The following is a 15818-nucleotide window of genomic DNA, read 5'->3' as shown; positions in this document are numbered from 1 at the left end:
TGATGTCCAGCTTATTGGCGGACTAGTGCTTCATCAGGGCAAGATTGCCGAGATGAAAACCGGTGAGGGTAAAACCCTAGTGGCAGCCCTTCCGCTTTTCCTAAATGGACTTACCGGATACGGGGCTCATCTGGTTACTGTTAACGACTACCTAGCAAGGCGTGATGCTACATGGATGGCATCAATACATAAATTTTTAGGACTCTCCGTGGGAGTTGTAAACCATGACATATCGTATTTAGTTGAGTGGGAACATCCGGAGCGGGCTCAAAATGCTATAGAGAAAAATCTTAGCGTTTGGCCAAAAGAGTACGCTGAGATGGAGATACCTCCTGAAAAGAACCTGGACGTTCTCTCTGCTTTTAAAACAAAGCTTGTAGAGTGTTCCAGAAAAGAGGCGTATGGGGCTCATATTACATATGGCACTAATAACGAGTTTGGATTTGATTATTTAAGAGACAATATGAAGTTCTCATTGGACGACTATGTACAAAGAGAGCACAATTTCGCCATTGTTGATGAGGTAGACAGTATCTTAATTGACGAGGCGAGAACGCCGCTTATTATTTCAGGCCCTTCAGAAGATTCAACCGAACGCTACTACGAGATTGATAAAATTGTTAAGAAACTCACCCCAGAAGTTGATTTTACAATGGACGAGAAAACAAAGCAGGTAACCCCAACTGAGGAAGGCTCAAATAAAGTTGAGCAGGCTCTAGACGTTGCAAACATATATGACCCGATGAACCTTGAGCTACTGCACCATGTGATTCAGGGATTAAGGGCACATAACCTTTTTCATAGAGACGTTGATTACATGATCAAAGAAGGTCAGGCAATCATCGTAGATGAATTTACAGGAAGGCTAATGCCTGGAAGGCGCTGGAGCGACGGTCTTCACCAAGCGGTTGAAGCAAAAGAAGGCATAGAAATTGAGAACGAAAACCAAACACTGGCAACTATTACAATCCAGAACTACTTCCGTATGTACAGAAAGCTTGCAGGAATGACAGGTACAGCCGATACTGAGGCGTTTGAGTTTAAAAATATCTACAAGCTCGATGTAAATGTTGTTCCCACAAATAAACCGATGGTAAGAGATGACAGAAATGATCTTATCTACCAGACTGAGGAAGATAAATATAGCGCTGTTGTAGAAGAGATTAAGGAGCTTAACGAAGAAGGCCGCCCTATACTTGTGGGTACTACATCGATTGAGAAATCAGAGAAGATCCATAATCTACTTACAAAGCACAAGGTCAAGCACCAGGTGCTAAATGCAAAGCAGCATGAGGGTGAGGCGGGAGTTGTGGCACAAGCTGGAAGAATCGGTGCTGTTACTATTGCGACAAACATGGCAGGTCGAGGAACCGACATTATCCTAGGCGGAAACCATGAACATCTTGCAGAGGAACTTTTAAGAAAAGAGTATAAGGTAGAACCATCAGAGGCTGATCCAGATCAGTACGAAGAGGCTATTATAGAGGCAAGAGCCATATGTGATGAACAAAAACGAAAGGTTTTAGATATGGGCGGGCTACATATTATCGGAACTGAACGCCATGAATCCAGAAGAATTGATAATCAGCTGCGAGGCCGTGCCGGAAGACAGGGAGATCCAGGATCAACACGTTTTTATGTTTCACTTGAAGACGATCTGATGAGAATCTTTGCCTCAGATACAATTACTAAAATCATGGATAAGCTAGGCTGGGAAGACGGCGAGCCTATTGAACATAAGATGATAAGCCGCTCAATTGAAAATGCCCAGAAAAAAGTTGAGGGACACAACTTTGATATCAGAAAACACCTCTTGGATTACGACGATGTTCTAAATACACAAAGAGATGTTATATATACAAAGCGTAAAGAGTTTTTAGCAGGCGGTGAGAATTTAAAAGAAAACCTATTCGATATGGCTGATGATATTACAGATGATCTAGCCCAGTCTACACTGCCGGAAAAGGTAGTACCGGACACAGTTGACCTAGGAGAATTAAAGGAATCCCTTCATGCTCAGTTTGATATCGAGATAGATTTTGATGATCTGCCTGTGGATGCAGTAAATAAGGAAGATATTACAGATTACATAAAAGCCAAAGTGCACGAATATTATGAACAAAAAGAGCAGGACATAAGCTCTGACACAATGAGGCAGATAGAGAGATTCGTAATGCTTCAGACAGTTGACTATCTATGGAAGGATCATCTTTTAAACATGGACCACCTAAGAGAGGGTATAGGACTTAGGGGTTATGCTCAAAGAAACCCTCTTCAAGAATATAAGAAAGAGGGCTATGATATGTTCGGCGGTCTTATGTATAGACTTAGCAATGATGTGTGCGAGAAGCTGTTTAGAGTACAGCCGGTAAACGAGACCGACATGGCGAGAATCGAGAGACAAAGAAGAGCTGAGCAGCAGAATATGGTCTTAAGCAGAGGTGAGGCAGAACAGGAAGAAAAGAAAAAGCCGATTAGAAGACAGGAGAAGAAGGTCGGCAGAAACGATCCTTGTCCCTGCGGCAGCGGCAAGAAATATAAAAAATGCTGCGGAAAGGCATAGGAGAAAATAGGGAATACTATGAGCAACAGACAAATAAACTTTTATCAATTTAAGAGAGGAGGAAAGCCTCCTTTCTACGCAGTGCCGCTGATGATACTTCTGGTTTTATTAGTTATCGGAGTGCTGGCAGTTTTCGGTTTATTCATCGGCATAGTGGTAGCTATAGGTGTAATTATTCTTGGGATACTTAGGTTTGTAACATCTTTTGGCTCTAAAAAGCCGGACAAGGTTACGGAAAACCCTGACGGCAGTCATACTATCACTCTTGACGAGAACGATTATGAAGTGATAGAAAAAGACACGAAACCCGAGCCTTAATTAAGATACCTCTTGTATTTCAGTAGCTAAGCTAAAGTCTTTCTCCGTAAGTCCGCCCTCACTGTGTGTGGAAAGTGTAATAGTAACTTTGCTGTATTCAATCATTATATCCGGGTGGTGATCTACTCTTTCCGCTAGAATTCCAACTTTTGTTACAAACCCCATTGATCCAACGAAGTTTTTAAATTTAAACTGCTTTGTAATTTGATTGCCAACTTGTGTCCAGCCATCAAGAGATGAAAGACCTTGAGCAATTTCATTTTCTGAAAGTAGTGACATAATTGCCTCCTTTTTATATAAATTAATGAAAACACCTAGATAGTCAAAGGATTGTGATTTAAGTTTAACTACTATGAGTCTAGTATATATCAGCATCGGATCCAATCTTGGAGATAGGATCGAAAACTGCAAGAAAGCTATAGATGAGATGGGAGCCTTTTCGAAAGTAGTCAAAGTTTCATCTTTCTATGAAACTGAACCAGTGGGCAAAGAGGACCAGCCAGAGTTTATAAATCTTGCGGCTGAAATCGATACCGAACTGCCACCATATGAGCTGCTTTCAGAACTCAATAAGATTGAACATAAACTTGGACGAGAGAGACACGAGAAGTGGGAGCCAAGAATCATCGATCTAGACATAATATTTTACGATGATCTGCTCTCAAAAAATGATGGGCTCCAGATCCCTCACCCAAGAGCGCACCTAAGGCGTTTTGTGTTAGAGCCTATTTGCGAGATTGATCCCGAGTTTGTTCATCCTGAATATAAACTCACAGTATCTGAGTTACTAAAAAACATCAACGATGATAAAGCCGTAATTAAGATAGTGGATTAATTCACAGCTAGTTCACATTAATTCACAATCAATCAACAACTTAGCAACAAAAAATCAAGCTATTTGTCCACATTAGGAATATTGGCATTTACACTATATATACAACAATTATAGGCACTTATAAGTATAATTAAGCACATCATAGTATTATTGTGAATAGAATCAGTGTGTTTTTAGAGCAGGTTATCCACAAATATTATTTACTTATAGTTTACTGCGAGCTGTTTTTTGCAGACTCAAGTGTGTTCCACAAGAGCATCGAGATGGTCATCGGCCCTACCCCTCCCGGAACAGGTGTAATGTATGAGGCCTTTTGAGATACTGCCTCAAAATCTACATCACCCACCAGTTTCCCGTCCTCGTTACGGTTAATTCCAACATCAATCACAACAGCTCCATCCTTGACCATATCGCCGGTAATAAAATTTGCCCTTCCGATTGCAGCAACCAGAATGTCGGCTGTTCGAGTCACTTCCTCAAGTGGCTTTGTTCGCGAATGACAGATTGTAACAGTGGCATGGCGGTGAAGAAGAAGCATAGATACTGGCTTTCCAACGATGTTACTTCTTCCTACTACAACAGCTTCTTTTCCAGTTATGTCTATATTATAGAACTCAAGCATTTTGATGATTCCATGAGGGGTGCAGGAAATAAATCTTGGGTTTCCTTCAACTAAAAGTCCAACGTTGTATGGATGAAACCCGTCTACATCTTTTAGAGGAGTAACAGCTCTTAGAACTTTCGTCTCATCTATATGATCAGGTAGAGGGAGCTGTACCAAAATTCCATGAATGTTTGGATCGTTGTTCAATCTATCCACAAGATTTAGAAGCTCCTGCTCTTTAGTCTCAGCCGGCAGCTTATGTTCTTCAGAATACATTCCGGCTGTGGCGCACGCTTTTCTTTTATTTCTTACATAGATTTCTGAAGCTGGGTCATCACCGACTAGCACTGCGGCCAGACCTGGGGTGATTCCAGTTTCATCTTTTAACTTCTCTACACCCTGAGCAATCTCTGCCCTTATATGTTCAGATACCTTTTTCCCATCAATTATTTCAGCCATGACATGCTCCTTTACAATATTTTCCAAAAATGATTGAGCGGTCCGTGTCCGCTTCCTATCTCAAATGAATTTTTAATAGCTAAGTTTATATACTCTTTTGCACCGGCAATAGCTTCTACAAGAGATAAGCCTTTTGCAAGCCCAGCGCATATTGCTGCAGAATAAGTGCAGCCTGTGCCATGAGTATTTTTTGTATTTATTCGTTCTGATTTAAATTCATAAAACTCTTTGCCGTCATATAAAATATCAACTGCATTTTGGGAAGGGTCAAGATGACCTCCTTTGATTAATACATTTTGGGGACCTAGTGCTTTTATACTTTTAGCTGCCTCTTTCATATCGTCAATTGAATTTATTTCAATCCCGCATAAAACCCCTGCCTCCGGATTATTTGGTGTTAAAAGATAAGTGTTGGGCAATAGCTCATCTATTAAAGTTTGCTCCGCCTCTTTTTGAAGTAGATCCTCTCCGCCTTTTGCTATCATAACAGGATCTAAAACAAGGTTTTTTAGATCAAACTCTGTGATTTTTTTTGAAACCGCTAAGATAATTTCTTTAGTCGAGAGCATACCAATTTTTACCGCATCGACTCCAATATCGCTCAAAACTGAATCCATCTGTTGCTCTACCAACTCGGGCGGCAAATTGAAAATCTCTTGGACTCCCTGAGTGTTTTGAGCGGTTACAGATGTGATTGCAGACATGCCATATACTCCCAGAGCTGTAAATGTTTTTAGATCAGCCTGGATCCCGGCGCCTCCTCCAGAATCTGAGCCTGCGATAGTGAGTGCCCTTGGAACTGTTTGGCTCATGGCAATCTATTCTACTAAGATTTTAAATCCTTTACAAACAAGCACAAATGTACTCTAGACTTAATTTAAAATGGATGTAATATATATCCCACTTAAAATTTGCTAAGGAGAGATTGAGGTTATGGCAGAGAATCATGAAGAGGTAATGTTTCCGGAGTTATTCGCAACTGACAGAGGCGGCAATGTAAGGTTAGTTGCTGGATATTCTAAGGAGTCGGATAATTATACATTTCCAAAATATATGGCAGACCCTGTTAGCTTCTCAGACGAGATTGAAGAGAGGATGCTTAGCGCTGAGGGTGAGCTTCATTCATTTACAGTCGTAAGAAGAAGTATGCCGGAGTTTCCAGTCCCCTATGCGCTGGCGTTAGTCGATTTTCCTGAAGGTGTGAGAGTAATGGCTCAGGTCGAAGTTGATGACCCTGAGAGTCTAAACATCGGCGAGAAAATGGGCGTAACAGTGGGAACAGTAAAAAAGACAAAAGAAGGAAAAGACGTTAAATCCTATAAGTTTTATCCAATTACACAGAAAAAGTAGAAAATTTTCTAACCGACATAGAATAAAGGGCTATACATTAGCAAATAATGTGTAGCCCTTTTGTATTTATACCATTTTAATTGTTTACATTTAAGGCTTAATCATATATTCTGAATGTATATATTGCTGTTGAGCTGCATGCCTATATGAAGAAAAACATCCTGTTTTTATTGGCATTCCCACTTTTATTACTACTTATGGCAGATTTATCATATGCCCAGGACACCGTCGGCAGTTTCTCTGACGATCCATCTGTATATCAGGAAACTCTCGAGGAAAATGAACTTCTGTCCATAGAAGTTTCTAAGTCTGAGCTTGAACTTGTAGTGCTTGGCACTCTTACAAGCGGGAAATCAACTAAAGCGCTAATTAAAAACCCAATCACAGGTGAGATAGGTAAATATCTTCCTGGTGACAGATTGGACCTGATAAAGAGCGAATATATTCAGGTTTTAGAGATAGCAAATTGCATGATCCTCATAGATAGGTCCGGAACTCATGAAACTCTTGAGTGTAATAATAAAATGCCTACCGTCGTGTTCAACAGAGCATCGCTTGCAAAATATAAGATCAACAGGCCCGAGAGCGGAGTGGATCTATCAAACGGATTTGTGACGGAATATGATAGGGACATAATACTTATAAGCGAAAAACATAAAGTTGATCCATATCTAGTTAAAGCAGTAATCAAAGCTGAATCAAACTTTGACCCAGACGCTGTATCTCCTAAAAACGCTCAAGGCATAATGCAGCTTATACCTGCAACAGCTAGCGATTATGGTGTCAATGATCCCTTCGATGCAAAAGAGAACATGGAAGGTGGGGTGGAATATCTAAAAGACCTGCTTGATTACTTTGACGGCGACCTTAAGCTCTCGCTGGCAGCCTATAACGCTGGCAAGGGTTCTGTAATTAAGCATGGCTTCACAATACCCCCATACCCTGAAACTACCGACTACATAGCTAAAGTACTTGAGTACTATAAACACCTTAAGGCTGAAAACTATTCAGCAAAACGTTGATACATCTTCTATTATCATCCCCAAATCAAGCGTTTATTGACAAGGTCTGTATACTTACTTAATATAATAAGTTCACTTAATTATGCTGAGGGCCCATAGCTCAGTTGGTTAGAGCGGCGGACTCATAATCCGTTGGTCCCTGGTTCGAGTCCGGGTGGGCCCATACTTCTTTAGAAGGCAAAAAGTATCTTTAGCAGGTAAAATGTATTAAGTGCTTAGAACTAAAAAGTTAGTAGAGTTGATGGATACACAAAGAGAGATAAAAGAAAACTTAATAATTCACATATTTGAATTTTCTTCTACAAAGAGAATTTCCAACCATTATAATCAAATAAATTTATTCGATGAAGTAAGACGGAGGGAGAAATGAGAGAACAAATATTGGTTCTCGAGGCGCTCCAAAAGATTGATATGGAGCTCAGCGAATTAGAAGTCCACCTTAATGACTATCCGGAAAGAATATCCGCCTTAGAACAAGAACTAAAATCCTCAAAAGAAGCACTAGAAAATTTAAATAATCAAAAACAAGAACTCACCACCTTAAAATCAAACCTTGAAAATGAAGTCAGTGAAAACGAAGAAAGCATAAAGAAATCTGAAGAAAAACTTTTCGAAATTAAAACACATAAAGAATATCAAGCGCTTCAGAAAGAAATAACCGAGACCAAAAGGTCTAATTCAGATCTGGAAGAAAAGCTTCTGGAAGAAATGGAAAAACTAGAAACATTAGAGAATGAAATTGCAAAACAATCTGAAGCCCTAGCCTCTAAGGAGGCTGAATCTAAAGAAAAGATAGATGAGTACACCCTTGAGCTTGAAGAAGTTAAAAATTCATATGAGCCTAAAAAAGAACTGAAAGAAAAGACTCTTCAGACTCTTGATCCGGAAATTGTACCTCTTTATCACAAGATATTTGATAAAAATAATGGAGAAATCTTAGCAGTCGCCAAAAATGAAGTTTGTACGGGATGCTACATGAATGTGCCTGCACAGATGTTTAATGAAATCCTCACATATACAAAAATAATACAATGTCCTAGCTGCCAAAAGATCCTCTATACTGAAGAAGAATCTGATAGTGAAGCTAAAACAGCCTAGCCTGCCCCATATGACTAACAGCACAGATGTGATTGAAATATTTATTGATGGAGCTGCCCGAGGCAATCCTGGGGAGTCAGGCATCGGCGTACTCATAAAAAAAACTACTGATGATATAATTGAAGTCAAAAAATATTTGGGAACCAAAACCAACAATCAGGCAGAATATACGGCGCTAATAACCGCATTAGAGAATTGTGTAGAACTAGCAGATAGTCCCATACGAATCTATACAGACTCACTTCTTGTTGCTAACCAGATAAATGGGCTTTGGAAAGTTAAGCACCCTGAGATAATTCCACTTAATAAGAAAGCCAAAACTTTGTTTCAAAACTACAAAGACATCACGATTCAGCACATCCCCAGAGAGCACAACTCAGAAGCTGACAGACTTGCAAACCTTGCAATCGATGAATATTCTTCATAGTAGAAGCAAGTGAGCCGGGCAATCGCTGGTTTGTGCACTTGTGCACTTACTGGAGGAAAGTCCGAACTCCAAAGGGCAGAGCGCTGGGTAACTCCCAGGTGTCGTGAGGCAACGGAAAGTGCCACAGAAAATAAACCGCCTAAGCTCCTTTTGGGGCCGGCAAGGGTGAAAAGGCAGTGTAAGAGACTACCGCGCGGGCTGGTGACAATCCGCGGCATGGTAAACCCCGCTTGGAGAAAGACAAAATAGGGAAGTGTTTTTTCCTAGGAAAAACAGAGCGGCCCGTTCTGAGCTTCCGGGTATGTTGCTTGAGGCGCTCAGTAATGAGCGTCCCAGATGAATGATTGTCCAAGACAGAATTCGGCTTACAGGCTAACTTGCTTCTATTTTTACAACTACAAACTCTTTTTTGCCGATTTTGAGCTTGAGAGTCTCACCTTGAGGACATGATGTATTTATATCTGTAAATTTTTCCCCATCAATACTGAGCCCGCCTTGGAGTATGAGCCTCTTGGCTTCTCCCCTACTCTTTAAACTGGCTGAGGACTCTACTACCAGATCGAGCACAGTACGGCTATCGTTCTTGGCTAGATTTACTTCTCTTGCATCCTCAGGAAACTCGCGGTTTGAAAACTTAGTGTCAAAGTCTTTCTTGGCCATCTCTGCGCCTTCTTCGCCCTGAAGCCAGGCAGTAAGTTCATAGGCAAGAGCTTTCTTTGCATCCATCGGATGACCCTTTTTAAGAGTATCTATTTCATCTTCTGATCTGTATGTTAATAGCTCATAGTAGCGCCACATCAGATCATCAGAAATAGACATTACTTTGCCAAATATATCCTGGGCATTATCTTCAACAGCTATGTAGTTATTAAGCGATTTAGACATCTTTCTAACGCCGTCGAGCCCTTCTAGAATTGGCAGCAAAATTGCGATCTGCGGCTCTTGTCCAAAGTGGCGCTGAACATCTCTTCCTAATAGGATATTGAATTTCTGATCGGTCCCACCAAACTCAACATCAGATTTCATCTGGGCTGAATCATAGGCTTGAACTAGCGGATACAAAAACTCGTTTATTGAAATTGAAATCTCACTCTTATAGCGTTTTTCAAAATCGTCGCGCTCGAGCATTCGGGCTACATTGCCGAGGGTTGCCAGTTTTATGAGATCAGCAGCGCTCATAGCCCCTAACCAGTCATTATTAAACATGACTTGGGTCTTGTCACGATCTAATATCTTAAACACTTGCCTCTCATAGGTTTCTGCGTTCTTTTTTACCTCAGCCTCTGTAAGAGGTGGTCTTGTCTCTGATCTTCCGGAGGGATCTCCTATCATTGCGGTGAAGTCGCCAATTAGAAACTGCACCGTGTGTCCAAGATTCTGAAATTCTCTTAATTTTTTTAAGAGTACGCAGTGCCCAAGATGAAGATCTGGAGCAGTAGGATCAAAACCGGCCTTAATTTTAAGAGGCTCATTTTTCTGCTTGGACTTTTTAAGCTTCTCTAAAAGTTCCTCTTCAGAGATAATCTCAGCTGTGCCGCGCTTTATGATTTCAAGTTGTTCTTCGGGGTTTTTAAAACTCAATATCTATTACCTTTTCCCTATCATTTCTTTATTCGCTCAAAAATATAGAATATCAGAAACTTTAGTCAATGTTAGTGCCGCTAGATAAATCCTCCTGGCCAGTCCTGAAATATCATATAAAATAAATTTATGTCCATCGTGATAAACGACAAAAGATTCAAAAAACTTATAGATTATTCGGAGATATCACATAAAGTAGACGAACTTGCTCAAAAAATTACTCGTGACCACGCTGGGCGAGATCTTTTAATAGTAGGTGTTTTAAAAGGCGGCATAATTTTTATGTCCGATCTAATGCGCAGTCTAGATATAGATCCTGAGATAGATTTCTTACAGGTGTCTAGCTACAAAGATGAAATGGAAGCGGGGGAGCTTGAGCTAATTAGTGATGTAAAAACCACTCTCACCAATAAAAATGTATTACTGGTTGAAGACTTAATAGATACAGGCAAAACACTTGAATTTATTAGAGCAGATATTCTATCTAAACAGCCTTCGTCATTTAAAATTTGTACTCTAATTAAGAAAAAAAACAGCAGCCAGGCAAGCATAAATATTGATTACGTTGGCTTTGAGATAGGCAATGAATTCATAGTCGGCTACGGCATGGACTACGCAGAAAAAGGCAGGAGCTTACGCGATATATATGTAATTGACCCTTAAGAACAGTTAAACTAACTCTCATTAATTAATTGGAGAAAAATAAATGGGATTATTAGAACAAATACCACAAGATCTTAAAGACGCACTAAGAAATAAAAAGAAGCTTGAGCTTTCGGTGCTTCGTATGCTGCAATCTGCGCTTAAGAACAAAGAAATCGATAAGAACAAAGAAGCGCTTACCGATGAAGATGTAATAGGTGTAGTTGGAGCAGAAATAAAAAAGAGAAGAGACGCAGCTAAAGAGTTTGAGAAAGTGAACCGTCCAGACGCAGCTGAGCAAGAAAAAGCTGAGATTCAAATCCTTATGAAATATATGCCAGAGCAGATGGGTGAGGATGAAATAAGAGAAATTGTAAAAAAAGCTGTTCAAGAAACCGGGGCAGAAGGTATGAAGGATATTGGCAAAGTTATGAAGGTTTTAATGCCAGAAGTTAAGGGCAAGGCCGACGGCTCAGTTGTGAACACCATAGTCAGACAAGAACTTGGTGAATAGTCATATCCCATGCCAAAATCAAAAAACAATTAACACCAGATTAACATCCATCAGATTAACTATTTAAGAGGAATTATTTATGACAAAACAAACAGCTAGAGCAAAAAAATCAGGAGCTGAAGGTATAACATGGGATTTATCAGACCTATACTCAGATCTTAAAGATAAAAAGATAGAGCGTGATTTAAATAGGCTTTTTAACAGAGCTGAGGCGTTTGAAAAAAAGTACCGCGGCAAAATTAACTCTAACAAGCTAACGCCCAAAGTTTTACATGGAGCTGTAGAAGAGCTTGAATCTATCTCCGAAACAATTGGCAAGCTACTATCATTTGCATATCTCGTATTCGCCGCAGATACAGGCAAACCTGAGAACGGCGCTTTTCTTCAGATGATTCAGGAAAAGTCCACAGAGGCAAGAAAGCATCTTATGTTTTTTGAGCTTGAGTGGATAAAGCTAAGCAACAAAAAAGTGGAAACACTACTATCAAATAAGACACTTGCACCATACAAGCATTTTCTCCTGCAAGAGCGTATGTACAAGCCTCATAGGCTAAGCGAGGCTGAGGAAAAAATACTAGACGAAAAAGCTAACACTGGCTCGCGCGCTTTTAAAAGACTGTTCGACGAAGTACTAAACAACGTTAAGTTCAAGATTAAGTTAGACGGCAAGCAGCAGTTAATGTCTGAGACACAGATACTTGCCCTACTCTATGATCCAGATAGAAATAAAAGGAAAGCCGCAGCTAAGAGCCTTACGGTCGGCCTTAAAGAAAACGCTCACGTTCTTACTTTTATATTCAACACACTCGTTCAGGATCATTCTTTAAATGACAGACTTAGGACATTTGATGATCCGATGTCATCTAGAAACCTAAGCAATGAAATAGATAAAGAGACTGTCGATTCACTTATGAGCTCATGCGAGAAGAACTACGACATGGTAGACACTTACTACGGTCTTAAGAAAAAGCTGTTGGGAATAAAAAAGTTTTATGACTATGATCGTTATGCTCCGATCTCTGATGACTCCCAGGTTATTAACTATAAAAAGAGTAAGGAAATCATTCTTGGCTCATTTCACAGCTTCTCTCCAAAGATGGCAAATATTGCTCAGAAGTTTTTTGATAAAAACTGGATAGATGCTGAATTAAGAGCCGGTAAAAGGGGCGGAGCATTTAGTCACGGCACAGTGCCGAGCGCGCATCCATATGTGTTTACAAACTACACTGGCACAATGAGGGACGTTATGACGCTTGCTCATGAGCTTGGTCATGGAGTACATCAATACCTCTCTAGAAGTCAGGGATATTTTCATTCAGATACGCCGCTTACCACTGCAGAGACTGCGAGTGTGTTTGCAGAGATACTCGTTTTTCACAACCTTATGGAGTCTGAGAAGAATCCTAAAACTAAGCTTGCGCTTATTTGCGGAAAGCTGGAGGATATATTTGCCACTGTGTTTAGGCAGGTTGTACTCACAAGGTTTGAAGAGTCCCTTCATCACACAAGAAGAGAAAAAGGTGAGCTTACTTCAGAAAATATTAATGAGCTATGGGCACAGGCAAATAGTCCAATGTTTGGAAAATCTGTTGAAATGACAGATGATTACCGCAGCTGGTGGATGTATATCCCGCACTTTATTCATTCTCCTTTTTACTGTTATGCATATTCATTCGGAGAGCTTCTTGTACTTTCGCTATACAGTAAATATATAAATGAAGGAAATGTATTTGTTCCAAGATATGTAGAGCTTTTATCTTCTGGGGGAAGCGATGCGCCGGAGGTACTACTTGAGCGGGTTGGTGTTAATATAAAAGATCCAGAGTTTTGGCAGGGAGGCCTGGATTTGCTAAGAGAAATGGTTGACGAAGCGCTTGAGCTTTCAGATAGGGTTAAATAAATTATCTATATAGGCGGTGAACTCGTATGATTGAACATATAGACTTAGAGCATATTACACAGACCTACTTAATCCCATGGGGCTTTAACATTGGGATTGCTCTTATAATCTTTATTATAGGTCTTATTGTAGTTTCAATTATTAATGGAATCGTAAGAAGGATCCTTCAAAAGGCAAAATTAGATCAGATCTTGGTGAATTTTATATCTTCTATTGTTAGATGGCTGCTCTTACTATTCGTAGTTATAGCAGCGCTTAGCAGATTAGGTCTCAATACTAATTCACTAATTGCACTTATAGGTGCTGCAGGTTTAGCAATCGGATTATCACTTAAGGACTCGCTTCAAAATTTTGCTGCAGGTGTCATGCTTTTAGTATTCAGACCATTTAAAACAGGAGATTTTGTAGAAGTAGCCGGGACTTCAGGCTCTGTTGAAGAAATAAAGATATTCAGCACTACACTCCATACGCCCGACAACAAGCAGGTCATAATTCCAAACGGCAACATCTACTCTGATGTTATCACTAACTATTCCGCGACCGGCACAAGACGAGTGGACATGGTATTCGGTATAGCATACGAAGATGATATTGCGACTGCCAAAGGGATTATTGAAGAAGTACTTAAAGCAGATAATAGAATCCTAAGGGATCCGGAATATGTCATAGCCGTAGGAGAGCTAGCTGACAGCAGCGTGAATTTTTATGTACGCCCCTGGGTTAGAACATCAAACTACTGGCCTGTATATTTCGATCTGACAGAAAAAATCAAACTTGAATTTGATAACAACGGGATCTCCATACCATTCCCACAAATCGATGTTCACACACCTGATCAACTAAAGGACCGCTCGCAAGAGCCAGCAAATTAGAGGATAAAAAAATGCCATCTATAGCAGAGACGAAAAGACAGACAATTCAGTTCGTATTCCCTGAGCATACAAGTGTGCATGACAGACTTAGCGGCGGCAGACTAATGGACTGGGTTATGAATGCTGCAACAATAAATTCTGCGCTAATATCCAAAGGCATCACAGTGCTGGGATCAACGGATAGTATTGATTTTATAAACCCGGTAATGGTCGGTGAGATCGTAACACTCGAGAGCTGGGTCGAGTATATAGGCTCAAGCTCTATGGAAATAGGAGTGCAGGTATTTTCAGAAAATCCGGAGACAGGCAATAAAAAACTCACCACATCATCACACCTTGCATTTGTTGCAGTTGATGAACAGGGAAAACCTAGAAAAATCACAGAAGAGCTAACTCCTTGTGATAGTGAAGAGATGGCTATCTATATGGAGGCTAAGAAAAGAAAGGATGAGCGCCTAGCACAAGTTCAGAAAAGAGACGATCAGGCAAGACACATTATTGATGAGACTGAAATCGTACGCGAGCGCTTAGAAACCACAAAGATTGTGCTTCCGGAAGACACCTTCCACGGAGATTTTATGGCAGTAGGCAAACTTATTATGGACATAGACCAAGCGGCATCCATTTTGGCCATGAGATTTGTTAAAGGCCTTATGATTACTGGTTCTTTGGATGATCTATATTTTTATTCTCCTATAAGAATAGGTGATATTATCACCTTTAAAGCGGGAATTACCTATGTTGGACAGAGCTCAATGGAGGTAGGTATAAAAGTATTATCAGAAGATATTCTTACGGGCGAGCAAAGACACACCTGTACTGCTTTTTTAAGCTTCGTTCATATTGATGAGAACGGCTCACCTCAGCCGGTACCTGAATTTGACCCGGAGACTCCTGAGGAAAAAAGGCTATGGAAAAAAGCTCTTGAGAGAAAAGACTTTAGATCTTTAAGGGTAAAAGAGATTAAAACAAACTCTGAGTATTAAAATTTAAGCCTGGGCATTACTTCTTCGGACAGTAGTTTCATAGACCTGGTCCACTTATCTTTAGGATCCCACTCGTGACCCATAACTAATAGGACTCCGAAACCCCCAACTGAATCATAGAGCTCTTGTATTTGTGCCGCCACATCATCAGGGCTTCCGACAATCCAAAGGTTATCTATCATGTAGTCGATTGTAACCTCAGAGTCGGGCATAGATTTATCCGACTTAAATATGTTCAAATTTCCCCTTATCTTAGGAACCATTTTAAAGAAGTAATCTGTAAAATCTCGTGCCAACGTGCCTTGCTTTACTAGTTCTCTTGCTTCCTGGGTAGTATCCGCCACAAAAACATCCCTGGCTATGCGCCACTTAGACCTATCAGGTTCTCTGCCGGAGTTTTGCGCTCCTTCTTCAACAGAGTTCCAATGGGTCTTAAGAACATTATCGGTCACAAAATTAATACTCATTGGAATCCAGCCGTTCTCCCCGGCCACTTTTAGCGTGCCCGAGCTCTCTGTTAAGCCCGCAACAGCAATTGGGGGATGGGGTTTTTGGTAGGGCTTTGTATGAACCCTAAGACCTACATCGTCCTGGGGCTCGGGAACAGTATAGCTCCACCTGCTGTTAGCATATTTACCAGGCTTTGG

Annotated in this window: 17 protein-coding genes, 1 tRNA gene and 1 other RNA gene; 14 read left to right on the top strand and 5 right to left on the bottom strand. The window is 40.4% G+C overall.

Annotated elements, in window-relative coordinates; translation table 11 throughout:
• Positions 1–2563, top strand: a 2563-nt coding sequence (gene secA, locus AAF462_03005; GenBank protein ID MEM7008079.1) for a preprotein translocase subunit SecA, incomplete at its 5' end; no start/stop codon positions are given.
• An 18-nt stretch (positions 2564–2581) separates the two neighbouring features.
• Positions 2582–2881 carry a hypothetical protein gene (locus tag AAF462_03000; GenBank protein MEM7008078.1) on the top strand — a complete coding sequence of 100 codons (300 nt, stop codon included), beginning with the start codon at positions 2582–2584 and terminating at the stop codon, positions 2879–2881.
• Here the strand turns inward: AAF462_03000 and AAF462_02995 are convergent, their stop codons facing one another.
• On the bottom strand, positions 2882–3160 hold the full coding sequence (locus AAF462_02995) for a 4a-hydroxytetrahydrobiopterin dehydratase (GenBank protein MEM7008077.1): 279 nt from the start codon (positions 3158–3160) through the stop codon (positions 2882–2884).
• A 73-nt stretch (positions 3161–3233) separates the two neighbouring features.
• On the opposite strand from AAF462_02995, the gene folK reads away from it, so the two are divergent.
• Positions 3234–3716, top strand: coding sequence for a 2-amino-4-hydroxy-6-hydroxymethyldihydropteridine diphosphokinase (gene folK / locus AAF462_02990; GenBank protein ID MEM7008076.1), 483 nt, complete (start codon positions 3234–3236; stop codon positions 3714–3716).
• A 211-nt stretch (positions 3717–3927) separates the two neighbouring features.
• On the opposite strand, the gene folD is transcribed toward folK, so the two are convergent.
• Entirely contained in the window at positions 3928–4779 is an 852-nt protein-coding gene (folD, locus tag AAF462_02985; GenBank protein ID MEM7008075.1) for a bifunctional methylenetetrahydrofolate dehydrogenase/methenyltetrahydrofolate cyclohydrolase FolD, read from the bottom strand.
• Positions 4780–4790: 11 nt separating this feature from the next.
• The gene (thiD, locus tag AAF462_02980) at positions 4791–5591 is read right to left on the bottom strand and encodes a bifunctional hydroxymethylpyrimidine kinase/phosphomethylpyrimidine kinase (protein MEM7008074.1); all 801 of its coding nucleotides are present in this window, start codon (positions 5589–5591) and stop codon (positions 4791–4793) included.
• A 121-nt stretch (positions 5592–5712) separates the two neighbouring features.
• Here thiD and AAF462_02975 point away from each other — a divergent pair, with 121 nt between their 5' ends.
• From AAF462_02975 to rnpB, 6 genes are all read left to right on the top strand, one after another.
• A complete protein-coding gene (locus tag AAF462_02975; protein MEM7008073.1) occupies positions 5713–6129 on the top strand; it encodes an OB-fold domain-containing protein in 417 nt (138 codons plus the stop codon).
• A 146-nt stretch (positions 6130–6275) separates the two neighbouring features.
• Positions 6276–7151: a lytic transglycosylase domain-containing protein gene (locus AAF462_02970; protein MEM7008072.1), complete on the top strand. Its 876-nt coding sequence runs from the start codon at positions 6276–6278 to the stop codon at positions 7149–7151.
• Between the two features lie 89 nt (positions 7152–7240).
• Positions 7241–7314 (top strand) — tRNA-Ile (locus AAF462_02965).
• A 203-nt stretch (positions 7315–7517) separates the two neighbouring features.
• Complete coding sequence (locus tag AAF462_02960) at positions 7518–8249, top strand: C4-type zinc ribbon domain-containing protein (GenBank protein MEM7008071.1); 732 nt, start codon at positions 7518–7520, stop codon at positions 8247–8249.
• Positions 8230–8676 carry a ribonuclease HI family protein gene (locus AAF462_02955; protein MEM7008070.1) on the top strand — a complete coding sequence of 149 codons (447 nt, stop codon included), beginning with the start codon at positions 8230–8232 and terminating at the stop codon, positions 8674–8676. The genes AAF462_02960 and AAF462_02955 overlap by 20 nt, the downstream gene beginning before the upstream one ends.
• A gap of 6 nt (positions 8677–8682) precedes the next feature.
• An RNA gene (rnpB, locus tag AAF462_02950) (RNase P RNA component class A) lies at positions 8683–9060 on the top strand.
• On the opposite strand, the gene tyrS is transcribed toward rnpB, so the two are convergent.
• On the bottom strand, positions 9049–10257 hold the full coding sequence (gene tyrS, locus AAF462_02945) for a tyrosine--tRNA ligase (GenBank protein MEM7008069.1): 1209 nt from the start codon (positions 10255–10257) through the stop codon (positions 9049–9051). The genes rnpB and tyrS overlap by 12 nt on opposite strands.
• A gap of 129 nt (positions 10258–10386) precedes the next feature.
• Between tyrS and hpt the strand changes: the two genes are divergently transcribed.
• The 5 genes from hpt (at position 10387) to AAF462_02920 (ending at position 15171) form a co-directional block, all read left to right on the top strand.
• Positions 10387–10920, top strand: coding sequence for a hypoxanthine phosphoribosyltransferase (hpt, locus tag AAF462_02940; protein ID MEM7008068.1), 534 nt, complete (start codon positions 10387–10389; stop codon positions 10918–10920).
• 43 nt (positions 10921–10963) lie between these two features.
• Positions 10964–11413, top strand: a complete 450-nt coding sequence (locus tag AAF462_02935; protein MEM7008067.1) for a GatB/YqeY domain-containing protein — start codon at positions 10964–10966, stop codon at positions 11411–11413.
• Between the two features lie 79 nt (positions 11414–11492).
• A complete protein-coding gene (locus tag AAF462_02930; protein ID MEM7008066.1) occupies positions 11493–13313 on the top strand; it encodes a M3 family oligoendopeptidase in 1821 nt (606 codons plus the stop codon).
• Between the two features lie 26 nt (positions 13314–13339).
• Positions 13340–14185 carry a mechanosensitive ion channel domain-containing protein gene (locus AAF462_02925; protein ID MEM7008065.1) on the top strand — a complete coding sequence of 282 codons (846 nt, stop codon included), beginning with the start codon at positions 13340–13342 and terminating at the stop codon, positions 14183–14185.
• An 11-nt stretch (positions 14186–14196) separates the two neighbouring features.
• Positions 14197–15171: an acyl-CoA thioesterase gene (locus tag AAF462_02920; protein ID MEM7008064.1), complete on the top strand. Its 975-nt coding sequence runs from the start codon at positions 14197–14199 to the stop codon at positions 15169–15171.
• On the opposite strand, the gene AAF462_02915 is transcribed toward AAF462_02920, so the two are convergent.
• On the bottom strand, positions 15168–15818 hold a 651-nt coding region (locus tag AAF462_02915), incomplete at its 5' end, for an LLM class flavin-dependent oxidoreductase (protein ID MEM7008063.1). The two genes, AAF462_02920 and AAF462_02915, sit on opposite strands and share 4 nt — an antisense overlap.

Source organism: Thermodesulfobacteriota bacterium (assembly GCA_039028315.1).
GTDB lineage: Bacteria > Desulfobacterota_D > UBA1144 > Nemesobacterales > UBA2774 > CR02bin9.
This window is presented reverse-complemented; position numbering and strand designations above follow the sequence as displayed.

Coding starts and splice junctions, on each gene's coding strand:
- AAF462_02975 (MEM7008073.1), top strand. CDS start 5,713: ATGGCAGAGAATCATGAAGAGGTAATGTTTCCGGAGTTATTCGCAACT.
- hpt (MEM7008068.1), top strand. CDS start 10,387: ATGTCCATCGTGATAAACGACAAAAGATTCAAAAAACTTATAGATTAT.
- AAF462_03000 (MEM7008078.1), top strand. CDS start 2,582: ATGAGCAACAGACAAATAAACTTTTATCAATTTAAGAGAGGAGGAAAG.
- AAF462_02960 (MEM7008071.1), top strand. CDS start 7,518: ATGAGAGAACAAATATTGGTTCTCGAGGCGCTCCAAAAGATTGATATG.
- AAF462_02995 (MEM7008077.1), bottom strand. CDS start 3,160: ATGTCACTACTTTCAGAAAATGAAATTGCTCAAGGTCTTTCATCTCTT.
- folK (MEM7008076.1), top strand. CDS start 3,234: ATGAGTCTAGTATATATCAGCATCGGATCCAATCTTGGAGATAGGATC.
- AAF462_02935 (MEM7008067.1), top strand. CDS start 10,964: ATGGGATTATTAGAACAAATACCACAAGATCTTAAAGACGCACTAAGA.
- AAF462_02930 (MEM7008066.1), top strand. CDS start 11,493: ATGACAAAACAAACAGCTAGAGCAAAAAAATCAGGAGCTGAAGGTATA.
- AAF462_02925 (MEM7008065.1), top strand. CDS start 13,340: ATGATTGAACATATAGACTTAGAGCATATTACACAGACCTACTTAATC.
- thiD (MEM7008074.1), bottom strand. CDS start 5,591: ATGAGCCAAACAGTTCCAAGGGCACTCACTATCGCAGGCTCAGATTCT.
- AAF462_02920 (MEM7008064.1), top strand. CDS start 14,197: ATGCCATCTATAGCAGAGACGAAAAGACAGACAATTCAGTTCGTATTC.
- AAF462_02970 (MEM7008072.1), top strand. CDS start 6,276: ATGAAGAAAAACATCCTGTTTTTATTGGCATTCCCACTTTTATTACTA.
- folD (MEM7008075.1), bottom strand. CDS start 4,779: ATGGCTGAAATAATTGATGGGAAAAAGGTATCTGAACATATAAGGGCA.